We start from the raw sequence: 11,963 nt of genomic DNA, 5'->3' as shown, positions 1-11,963 counted from the left end.
TCCTGCCCGAAAACAGGATATTATTAAATCAAAGTGTTACTTCAATATTGTCGTGCGGGAATAATTTTCTCAATGACTTCCTTGTTAATTTTAAGAAGTGAGATTTATAGTAGGGTGCGGTTATGCAGCAGTATTTAACCGACTCATCATCTGGAGCAGCCTCACATAGCCAAAATAAAAACAGCGCTACTATCCATCGCATATGAACTGAGTATTTAAAAGTGGTTAGATAATAAAATGCCAACCCAACTTTTATATTCAATTATCAAATGATAATAACTCTTTATTATAGGCTTTTATGCTGCAGTTGTTTATAGCTGTAAAGAAATGGTGATATGACAAGTATTTTTGAAATAAATAATCATTAGTTTTTTTAGAAATGTTTCAAAGAAATATAAGGATTGTTTGCTAACGAGCTGACATCTATAACTAGATACTGTAGCTGGTCATGAAATATCTGCCATTCATCTACTTCGTAGGACTTTTACGAAATTATTGCTTAATATGTTAAGTTACGTAATATATACATTAGTTTAGTTAGTGAAATAATTAAGAACTAGTTAAACGCTTATAGCAAGTTTTAGCTTCTTATAGGGATAACCATATGCATAGAATGCCATACGTTCTAAATTCAATAATTTCACAACTATTCAGTGAACATATATATCGGGTGCTGGCATTGATAGCCGCTATGGGCTTGCTGTTGGTTAGTAATGGCGCCTTTGCGGCTGACCCTAATCCTTTTGAGTCTTCTCCAACTTCTGAGTTAGCAAGTTGCCCTGTGAATCATAAAATGTACTATATTGGAGCTAACGCCCCAGCCTCTACTCAAAGTAAGCCTGTAACCTCTCAAGCTCTTAATTGGACTCCTGGAAGTGATAATAGAACTTTTACTTTTACCGAGGGCTCAGGTAACAAAGAATTTGTCATTATTTTCCCTATACTCTTAGATTTAAATAATTTTTTTGCTAGCCCACCTTTTTATGGTTCTCTCAATGGCATTACCACTACAGCGATTAATCTAGATCATGATTCTCCTGGGGTCAAAACCAATCACAGTATGAATGTGAGTATAAATAGAGCAGTAAGTAAAGTTGGGTACAAGATACAAGATTTAGATTCTACAGTTAGTTCTAGACAAGTACCTTATATCGAAGAAGTTGATATTTCTGCTAATCAAGGACAGTTGACATTTAATACAAGTTTTCATACGAGAAATCTTGCTGGTAATGTTGTGACAGCTCGCTCAGGTCTTAACTGCGGTGTTGGAGAATGTACTATAGATGCTGCTTGGAACTACAATCTAGCTAATATTTCCCTTAACTTGAAGCATAACAATACTTTTACACAAAGAAACAGCCCTCACACTATTGGTTACTCCGACTTTTATTTTTGTCTAGCACCACCGAAACTCATTGTGAAAAAAGCGTTAACTGGTACTCGAATCAATGATACTAATACTAAACGCGATCAGTTTGAAATAAAGGTGACTGGCGGCTCCATAGCAGCCAATAGTTTTACCACGACGGGTACTGGATCTAATATCACCAGTGGTACCAGTTCATTACTGACCTTAACAGAAGGTAATAGCTACACGATTACTGAACAAGTTATGAATGGTACAACACTTGGCGAGATAGCAAATTATAATGCGACCTACGTTTGTACTAATGCAACGACTGGTAGCACCTCCAGCATGCCTTCTGGAAACACAAGCTCTTTTACGTTATCAAACTTAAATTATGGTGACGAGGTTACTTGCATTATTACCAACACACCAAAATCTTATAACTTTTCAGGAACCGTTTTTGATGACAATGGCGGAATTACTGCTGCAGACGCTACTAAACAGAATATCACTAGCACCTTTATTGGAAACAGCGCTTATTTTAATGGCATCTTAGATAGTAATGAGTCGGGAATATTCGATAGCGGTTTGCAAGTTACTTTAACAAACTGCAGTGGCGTTAGAGTTGACACAAGCTCAGCCAATCCACAAACAGTATCAAGCTCAGGTAAATACAATTTTGTTGTTCAATCAGGTGCACTGCCAGCCAGAGTCTGCTTAGTAGAAACCGAGCCAACTTCGTGGAGTTATAGTGTAGATACCACTGCTAATACCAGAGAAGTAACGCTTACTAATAACACATACATATATAATAATTTAGACTTTGGTGAAGTAAAAGCCGATAACACTGCATTGGTGCTTATCAAATACCAGTATGTGCATGAGTGTAATAGTAGTCTAAACTATACATCTATTACAAACACCTCAGACCCAAGTACAGGCTTTAGCACATCTGCTCCTAGTAGCAACGTAATTCCAGGAAAATGCATTGCTTATAAAATCGAAGCTTACAATCGCGGGCACATTAGTTTGACAGATATACAAATTTCTGATGTGTTACAGAACGTCAAAGTGAAATCCGAGTTTCATCTACCTAAAGCATTAGGAGTTCCTCCGTCGACATTTCAGTCAACAAATCAAACAGGGTCGATAGGGCAAAATGGAACTATTATTTCTGATAAATTTACCTTAAGCAATACTGTCTCAAGCACCACAACCTCGAAAGCAACTTTGTATTTCAATACCAAATATGGCACTACTGTGAATCCTTAGTAACTATTCCCCCTTGCTATATTATCAACTCTAAAAAATATTTTTTACTGACAAAAGCCCTATCTCTATAGATAGGGCTTTTACCGTTTGTGTACTCCAAAATACCATTTGTCGTTTTTGTGGTGAATATTTGTATTGTTTGCGTGACAATCACATTAAGGAACAATTCTAACTTTATCAGCATCTCTTATTCATAGTTGATTGCAGTTTTTACATTGCATGGGACGAAGTCAAGATTGACTTGATAATAATGGTTTAAGCAAGGAATACGATATGAAAGGTTTTAATTTTTTACGCAGTGCCATATTAGCAAGCTTAGCGTCGGTAATAGCATTAAGTGCCGCTCACGCCAATGATGCCTTAAAAATGGATTTAACAGCCAATCAAGTCACCAAAAACGCCGAAGGTAAGATCTCTTATCTACCAGTTCGTAATGCTCCAGCGGGTACGGTCATTCAGTACAAAGCAACCTATAGCAATATAATTAACAAAGATATCCAAGATCTGGCGGTCGTATTGCCTATCCCTGCCAATATGTCTTTCACTGGTGAAGCTAATCCTACTAGTGCTCAAGCCAGTATCGATGGCAGGAACTATGCCGATATGCCACTGATGCGTAAAGTCAATGGCAAAATGGTCAAAATTCCGTTTTCTGAGTACCGTACCCTGCGCTGGAATATCAAGTTATTACCAGCACAGAAGTCTGCCGCCGTGGCACTTAACACGATTGTCAACTAGCCCTCTCCTTCAACTCACAAAATATTGCTCTTCTAATTTTAGGATATCTATATGAAATCAAATAATTTTAATTATAGCCTGTTAGCCGTTGGTGTTGCTGCGGTAATGGGTATCTCTACTGGGGCTATGGCTGGAACCACTTCGGGAGCTACAAGCAACGGCGCAGCTGCTATCGAAAACCAAGCGACAGCAAGCTATAGCGTTGGAACTGTTGCCCAACCAACGGTCACTTCTAATAAAGTCATTGTTAATGTTACAGAGACAGCAAACTTCTCACTATTCGCCATTGATGGTGTCTCTGCTACTGACGATAAGAACGAAAATGTATCTACTACTCCAGGTAGTAACGTTGAATTTAAGCATGTATTGATTAACGAAGGTAATGTTAGTGACACCTATACTATCAATACTACTAGTAGTAACGATACTGCCATTGATACTGCCACGCCTAACTACACTCTTCCCGCCAATGTAGACGTCGCATTTGTTATTCGCCAAAAAGGTGGTGCTGCTTTAACAACTGCTCAATCACAAGCATTATCAGCAGCTGGGCAGGCTCAGAATGGAACTCTAACAGGCTCTAATAGAACGGTTAAATTATTACCAGGCTTAGAAGCAGGCCTTAGTTATACAACGACTACACCTAGCACACGTACTGGTGGTGACATTGCAGTTGGCACTTTAACTGCTACTAGTACTTTTATAACTAATGCAACTACAACTCCAAAGGTACCTACCCTAGTTAATGAAAACCAAACTATCGTTAGACTACCTACCTTCAAAATCGCCAAAACAGCGACTAGTAATGTCGATCTATCTGTTGCTAGTCCTCAGATTGATTATGGTATTACCGTGACTAACGTAACGACTGACTATAGTGATACTGCAACTAACTTCGTTATTAGAGATGTACTGCCTTCAGGCATGACATTGACTAGTGCTGGCGTTACAGCGAATGGTGCGACTGTTACCTCTACTGGTAGAACTGCTGATGGTCGCGTCATTATCGATATCGCAGTACCAAGTTTAGCGGTTACTGCCATTCAGAATGTTACTTTCAAAGTTAACGTTGATAAAGCTAAATATGCTGGAGCGAATGAATCTGCCACTAACAACGTGGTGGTTTATGATAAGTTTGTTGGTGCTGTTGGAACGCTACCTGTTAATCCTGTAGTTAATACCAACTACGATATCTTAGACAGCACAGTCACTGCCAATGATGTTACCAGAGTTCCCGGTACTGCTGATGAGACTGGCGGAGTTGGTGAAGATACTGCGGGAACAACTAGCTTTAGTAATCGGGCGCTTGTACTAAGCAATCCAACAACTAGAGAAATTGCCACAGCATCAGGTACTGCAAGTCAAGTTACACATACCACTATCATAACCAACAACGGTCAAGATGTTGAGGGTACTGACAATAGTCCACTGACCTTTACGATTGCTGATGGTGGTAACAATGCAAATGTCAGACCTGTTACTGGTCCTGTCAGTATCACTTATACACCACCTGGTAATAATCCGACACCTGTTACAACAACTATTACTCCTGTCAATAATGTATACACTATCAACAACGCTGCATTACCTGGTGGTATCGCAAAGGGTGGCACAGTAGCGATTAATTATAATGTTTCTTCGGGTAATGTAACTTCTCCTACAACTGTAGCTGATCGTGCAATTGAAGGCACCACTGAAACTACTGTCGTCACTTTAACGCCTACTGGTAATGGTGCACCTGCTGCTACTACAGTTACCGATACGACTAACGTTAAAGGGTTAACTTTAGAAAAGTTTCAAGCATTAGATAGCAATTGTAACGGTAGTGTTACAGATACAGGTGATATTGATTTCACTAAAAATGCAGTTGATGCAAAACCTGATCAATGTATTATTTATCGAATTGATGCAAAAAACACCTCATCTGCTATACAAACAACGAACCCTGCTAATGCTTCTGGATTTAACATTACAGGTTTGACTATTTCAGATGCGCGTTCACAGTTCGCAGCTGGAGCTGAGTACGTAAGTGGTACGGCTACTTCTTCTGCTACTACTAGCTCTTCTATTGGTAATGCCACTGCAAATGCTACTGCTATTGCAGCAGCCATGAATATTACTACTGATAAATTATCTCCTCAGGGTACAGCGACGTTAAGGTTTACAGTTAAAGTTAAAAATAACCGTTAATTTGAATGTCTATAAGCAGCAAAAGTTGCTTATAGATCCCCTCTAGCTTGACCTAATTCTTTTATATTAGCCAAGCTAGAGAATCTCTACCCTTACCCTCACTGATATTTTATTGGATAAGCGACATATGACTCTATCTACCATGACACCGTCTAATCGTACTGCATTGTGTTCAGCGAAGATCTCTGCGCTGTCATTGGCAATGTTGCTTATGCAATCAAATATCGCGATTGCAGCTGATGCAGCAAACCCTAATCTGCAAATCATCAACAATATTGCAAATGCTAGCTATAACGTCAATAATCAGACTGACGTCACAATATCTAGCACCTCAAACCAAGTACAAGTCAAAGCCTCAGACCTTCCTGAATACGGTATTGAACTCACTCAACAGCCGTTACTCACCGTTATGCCTAACGCCTTGGTTAACTGGGTAAACGTCCTAAGCAATACCAGCTATAGCAACCAGACTGTGGAGCTAACATTAGCTGTATCTCCAACGCTCTCAAACTTAAAAGTCTATCAAGATCTAAATAAAAACGGCGTCGTTGATAGTGGTGATACTGAAGTTATTTTCGATAATTTAAGCGCACAAATCAAACTTGGACACAGTGAAAGTATCCAGTTTATCGTGCAAGCTTTATCAGATGTTAACGGCAAAAGTGGCGATACTGCAGATATTAAAATTGGCGCTGTCGTTCTAGAAGACCCATCCGTATCGAGTGTCAACGCAACGGATAGACTAATCATCGTTGAGCCTGAAATCAAATTTACAACGCCTAAATTTGACGCAAACAAAACCACCTCACAAATCGAGGAAAACGTCTATATCGATGCCAGCTATGCGCAGTGTAACGCTCAGCTAGATAAGCCAGATCAAGTATGGGTCACGATTACCTCTTTGTTGACGGGTGACAAATACGCATTGAAAGCGATTGAGACGGGCAATAGTACTGGTAAATATCAGCTATCAGCACCAACACAAAACAATGCCAACGCTGTCAATGACAAATTTATTCAGACTCTAGCAAATGATACGTTGACTGCAAGTCTAGATGCCTGTATCGCGCCTTCTGTCGGCACTGGCGCTGAGCAGCTACCAAGTGAAGGTGACTTCACCGTACGTATCGATGACTTAGATACACAAATCAATATCGTCGATGATAGCCCAAGCTTAGTCGTCACCAAAGAAAGCGACGTTAAAAGCGCTGAATTTGGTGATTATGTTAGCTACACCATTAATATCACCAATAGTGGCAACTCTACCGCTTACGATGTACAACTAAAAGACGCCCTACCACGTGGTTTTGCTTATGTAGATGGTAGTGTACGTGTCAACCAAACTACTGATATCAATATCGACCAAGCGCAAACCACTGAGTTTAAAGCTGATGGTAAATATCAGGTGCTAAATTTAGGTAATATGGCAAATGGCGAAAGTAAAAAAATCACGTATCGTGTCTTAATCGGTGCTTCATCATTAGGCGGTGATGGCATCAACCGCGCGACTGCCGTTGCTAGCAATGAACAAGGTAAAAGCTTAGTTTCAAGAGAAGCACAGTGGAAGATTGAAGTAGAGCGCGGCGTCATGAATACTGATGGCATCATCATCGGTAAGGTCTACCACGATATCAACCGTGATGGCATTCAACAAAAAGAAGATGGCGAACTTGGCGTTGCAGGCGTGCGTATCTACATGGAAAACGGTAACTTTGTCGTGACTGATCCTGAAGGTAAATATAACTTCTATGGTGTCAGTGCCAAAACTCACGTCTTAAAAGTTGACCGCACCACCATCCCTCACTCAACCGAGATGGTCACCCAAAGTAATCGCAATGCTGGCGATGCTGGCAGCCGTTTCGTTGACTTAAAATATGGCGAATTACATCGTGCCGATTTCGGTATCGTGGTCGGTATGGGCGATAGCACTGAGCGTTTGAATACGGAGCTTGTCGCTCGTAGCAAATCAGTGAGCGCTAAGAATGATAGCCTTGAGCAAGCAGTAAAAACCGAGCTAACCCTAGATCCTGACTACAATCGTGACTACGATGATAATGTAGACGCCAGTGGCTGCAACATCAATGGCGACTTAGATCTGGGCAGCAACTGTGACTCTGCTATCGTCAATGAGATGATCAATCCAGCCGCCAATCGTGTTGATATGACCGTAACTACGGTAGCACCGCCAGTAGAAAAAGAGCTAGAAGAATATCTCAAAGAAGTGGCTAACAATGACGTGGCTTTTATCAATTTAAACGAAGGTCAACAGCTCAGCACTTATAAACAAATGGTACAGGTACAAGCGCCACTGGGTTCAATATTTACCCTATATGCCAATGGAAAAGCAGTATCAGAACAACAAATCGGCAAAACAGCTGAGCAAGAAAAACAGAATGTGACTGCCTTTGATTACTATGCCGTCGACTTAAAGCGTGGCAACAATACCTTGCGCGGTGTCGCTACTGATGTGAATGGCAAAATTATCTCTGAGCAAACCATTAAAGTATCAACGCCAGACAATTTACAAGCCATTGACTATCGCACTCAAGCGCAGCTAGTACCGGCAGATGGCGTTAGCGATTATCAAGTCGTTATTAGCCTAAAAGACCGTGATGGCCGTCCGTATATCGCCTCAACACCTATCACTATCGATACCAATATCGGCCGTATCAATCTTAATGACAGCAGTAAAGATCAAGCTGGTACGCAAGTTATTGTCTCAGGTGGTGAGCTACTCATACCCGTGACTGCACCGAGTGTACCGGGTAAAGGTGAGTTGGTCATCGACACTGGTAGCAGTAAACAGATTATCCCGTTACAATTTACCGCGCAATTACGTCCTCTCATTGCCGTCGGCATCGTCGAAGGCGCGATCTCACTTAAAGACTTTGATGGCAGCAGCATTACTGACGCCCAAGGCGCTTTTGAGCAAGAGCTCAATGATTTCGCTGGTAACGATGACTATACCGCTTCTGGTCGCGCCGCGATGTTCCTTAAAGGCAAAGTACGTGGCGATTATTTGCTCACTTTGGCTTATGACAGCGACAAAAAAGGCGAGCGTCTGTTCCGTGATATCGAGCCTGGCGAATACTATCCTGTCTATGGTGATTCATCAGCCAAAGGCTTTGATGCACAATCTACCAGCAAACTCTATGTGCGCTTGGACAAGGGTCGCTCATTTGCTATGTATGGCGACTTAAAAACTCAAATTGATAACGATGAAGGTATTAAATTAGGTCAATATAACCGTACGTTGACTGGCCTAAAAGCCCAGTATGAAGATAGCAATACTCGCATTACCGCCTTTATCGCGGAGACCAGTTCCAGCCAACGCGTCAATGAGACTCGTGGTCTTGGTATCTCAGGCCCTTATCCATTGGCTGAAAACTTTGACGCCGTATTAGAAAACTCGGAAACTGTCGAAGTGATCACTCGTGACGCCAACAATCCAGGCTTGATCATTAGCCGTGAGACCCTTACCCGCTTTGCCGATTATGAAATTGACCCTATCAGCCGCAGCTTATTTTTAAAAGCCCCTATCGCTAGCCAAGACATCGATGGCAACCCTATTTATCTACGAGTCACTGTAGAAGTAGACGAAGGCGGCGAAAAATACTTGGTCGGTGGCATTGCTGCCAAGCAGCAGTTGACTGATAAAATCGCCATCGGTGGTAGCTATGTCAACAGTGCTGACCCTCTTAACAAAGAAGAGCTGGCTAGCGTCAACAGCGTTATCAAGTTTAACGATAAGCTAAAACTGGTCGCTGAATACGCGATGAATAAAGCTGAGAATCCAAATTTTCAGCCAAGCAATCAAATCAATGCAACAGAATTAGACGGTCAAGACGCAGAAGGTAATGCCTTGCGTATCGAGCTTGACTTTGATAACAAGAAAAACACTCGTGCCAAAGCTTATTATAACGATACTGACGAAGGTTTCGTGACTGGTGCCTCGCCGCAGACTGCTGGGCGCGCTGAATCGGGCGTCGAAGTCACTCATTTAATTAATGACAAAAAGACCGCGCTAAAACTAGAAGGCGTACGCACTAAAGATCATACCACTGATGCTAACCGCCAAGGTGTCTTAGCCAGTATTGAACAGCGTTTGAGCACCAACATCGTTGGCGAGATTGGCTTACGTTATTATAAGCAAGATGCAACGGCAGCTTCACGCAATATCCAAGCGGTAACAGACGTCGTAGATGTGACTGACAACACCATGTTTAATGACGATATTATCAATCAATCGGCGCTAAATAATGTCAGTGATTCTGAAAAAGATATTGAAGGTACTACCGCCCGCGCTCGTATCACGGCACGGTTGCCCAAGCTCAATGACTCTTTAGTATTTGCAGAATATGAGCAAGATATTGATAACAGTAATCGTAATGCCACCTCCATCGGAGGCGAGACGCCGCTAGGTGGTTTAGGCCGCTTATACGCCCGTCATGACTTGATCAACAGTCTATCTGGTAGCTATGGTCTTGATGATACTGAAGAACGTCAGCGTACCGTATTTGGTTTTGACGCCAACTACATGAAAGACGGCAAAGTCTATAGCGAATACCGCATGCGCGATGCTATCAGTGCTCTCGAAGCGGAAGCGGCCATTGGTCTTAAGAACAAATGGTATGTCCAGCAGGGTTTAACCATCAATACTTTATTTGAGCGTGTTGAATCATTAGAGGGCGATACCGAAAACACCGCAACGGCAGCTGGCATTGGTGTAGAGTATCTTGCGAAAGAAGATTACAAAGCCTCAGCCCGTTTTGAGAAGCGTTGGGGTGAGACTAGTGACACATTGCTAGGTAGCGCTGGTATTGCTTATCGCTATACCGATGATGTGACTCTGTTGGCCAAGGACATCTACTCACGCGTCGATTATGACGATGGCAATCGCACGATTAATCGTTTCCAGCTAGGAGCTGCCTATCGTGATTATGATAGCAATCAGTTAGACATGTTAGCCAAGCTTGAGTATCGCTTAGATGATAACAGTACTGGCGATGACGCCTATCAAAAAGATGCCGTTATCTGGTCATTGAGTGGTAACTATCATCCAACGCGTCCGTTGACGTTGTCAGGTCGTTACGCGGGTAAATATACTCAGTTTGATGCTGATAATATCAGTAGCGACAATACAGCCCATGCGCTTTATGCTCGTGGTCTATATGACATCAGTGAGCGCTGGGATGTGGGCTTGCAAGCAGGCACTTATTGGAACAAACAAGCAGATGATATGTCTTATATGCTCGGTGCGGAAGTAGGCTATAGCCCAATGACCAATCTTTGGTTGTCACTAGGTTATAACTTCATGGGCTTTGAGGATGAAGACATCGCTTATGACGATAGCACTATGGAAGGCGCTTACTTTAGATTACGTTTCAAGTTTGACGAAGACCTATTCAAACGTGATGATCCACGTAAGAACCAGCGTTTGACGACTCACTCTACATTGTAATTTATCCCCATTGTCGTGTTATCATCTGACGACAATGCGGGCGTTATCGCGCTGTTCATCATATTATATGACAGATATATTTTAATAAGCGATGAGATCAGCGCCAAAAACCGCAAGTACCAATACCAATATTGATACTGATCCGCTTAATATGAGGTTTTGCATCATGCCTAATCCTGCCAACAAAGCAGCCTATTATAAACAGCCCATAAAGGCTTTATTATCAACCGTTTTCTTCCTGACAATGACCTCGGTTGCATCAGCGAGTCATCATACTCCTGAAGTGGCAGTAACCCATGACGCTACTCACTGTGCCAATGATGTTCAAACTCAGTCTCACCACCCAAAATACCAAAGTATGCGCCAACGTGCTATGAGCTGTATGTTGAAAGAGTTACAAGCGTATCAACAAAAAAACATGAGCGCACGTCAACAATACTTTGCCTATAAAGCTCAGGCTTGGCTTAACTACGCCATCCATCAAGACAGCATGAATAGTCGTTCACCTGCTGGACAGCAAGCCGCACAGGCGGCAGAGACGATTTTAACTACCTTAAAAAATGGCAAGGAACAAGATCTCAACCTTATTCAAGACATACCCTCAAACTCTGCTCTCATGCGCGCCGATCTATGGGCAACCTTAAGCGCGCTAAAAGATAGCGGTGGTATCGAGTCAGCACCACGAGAGATAGCTTTCAGCGAGGTCGCTTTAATTTGGGCCGCTACGAACCAATGCGAGCGCGGCTGGCGGGAATCAGGCATCCATTTTCGCATGGCAGATCGTTGGCTTGAACAAGCTCGCGAAGCATACGTCAATACCCATGATTCACAGACCAACGTCGCTTTGGAAGAGCTGATCGTCAGCTATTATAAGCAATATGAGACATTAGATGCGAGTGCTGATATTTGCCGTGGGCAAGTATTAACCCCTATCCGTTAAGTCTATTACTACCA

At 42.2% G+C, this 11,963-nt stretch carries 5 protein-coding genes; all 5 read left to right on the top strand.

The features are described 5' to 3' along the window. Nucleotides 1-604: 604 nt before the first annotated feature. The 5 genes from Q6344_05385 (at nt 605) to Q6344_05365 (ending at nt 11,949) form a co-directional block, all read left to right on the top strand. A complete protein-coding gene (locus Q6344_05385; GenBank protein ID WLG14770.1) occupies nt 605-2,620 on the top strand; it encodes a hypothetical protein in 2,016 nt (671 codons plus the stop codon). A 273-nt stretch (nt 2,621-2,893) separates the two neighbouring features. After that, complete coding sequence (locus Q6344_05380; protein WLG14769.1) at nt 2,894-3,358, top strand: hypothetical protein; 465 nt, start codon at nt 2,894-2,896, stop codon at nt 3,356-3,358. A gap of 51 nt (nt 3,359-3,409) precedes the next feature. Beyond that, nucleotides 3,410-5,548 carry a hypothetical protein gene (locus Q6344_05375; protein ID WLG14768.1) on the top strand — a complete coding sequence of 713 codons (2,139 nt, stop codon included), beginning with the start codon at nt 3,410-3,412 and terminating at the stop codon, nt 5,546-5,548. A gap of 127 nt (nt 5,549-5,675) precedes the next feature. Then, nucleotides 5,676-11,009: an SdrD B-like domain-containing protein gene (locus tag Q6344_05370; GenBank protein ID WLG14767.1), complete on the top strand. Its 5,334-nt coding sequence runs from the start codon at nt 5,676-5,678 to the stop codon at nt 11,007-11,009. Nucleotides 11,010-11,175: 166 nt separating this feature from the next. Then, nucleotides 11,176-11,949 (top strand): hypothetical protein, encoded by a 774-nt coding sequence (locus Q6344_05365; protein WLG14766.1) that lies wholly within the window; start codon nt 11,176-11,178, stop codon nt 11,947-11,949. The last annotated feature ends 14 nt before the right edge of the window (nt 11,950-11,963 follow it).

Source organism: Psychrobacter cibarius (assembly GCA_030686115.1).
Lineage (GTDB): Bacteria > Pseudomonadota > Gammaproteobacteria > Pseudomonadales > Moraxellaceae > Psychrobacter > Psychrobacter cibarius_C.
This window is presented reverse-complemented; position numbering and strand designations above follow the sequence as displayed.

Coding starts and splice junctions, on each gene's coding strand:
- Q6344_05365 (WLG14766.1), top strand. CDS start 11,176: ATGCCTAATCCTGCCAACAAAGCAGCCTATTATAAACAGCCCATAAAG.
- Q6344_05385 (WLG14770.1), top strand. CDS start 605: ATGCATAGAATGCCATACGTTCTAAATTCAATAATTTCACAACTATTC.
- Q6344_05370 (WLG14767.1), top strand. CDS start 5,676: ATGACTCTATCTACCATGACACCGTCTAATCGTACTGCATTGTGTTCA.
- Q6344_05375 (WLG14768.1), top strand. CDS start 3,410: ATGAAATCAAATAATTTTAATTATAGCCTGTTAGCCGTTGGTGTTGCT.
- Q6344_05380 (WLG14769.1), top strand. CDS start 2,894: ATGAAAGGTTTTAATTTTTTACGCAGTGCCATATTAGCAAGCTTAGCG.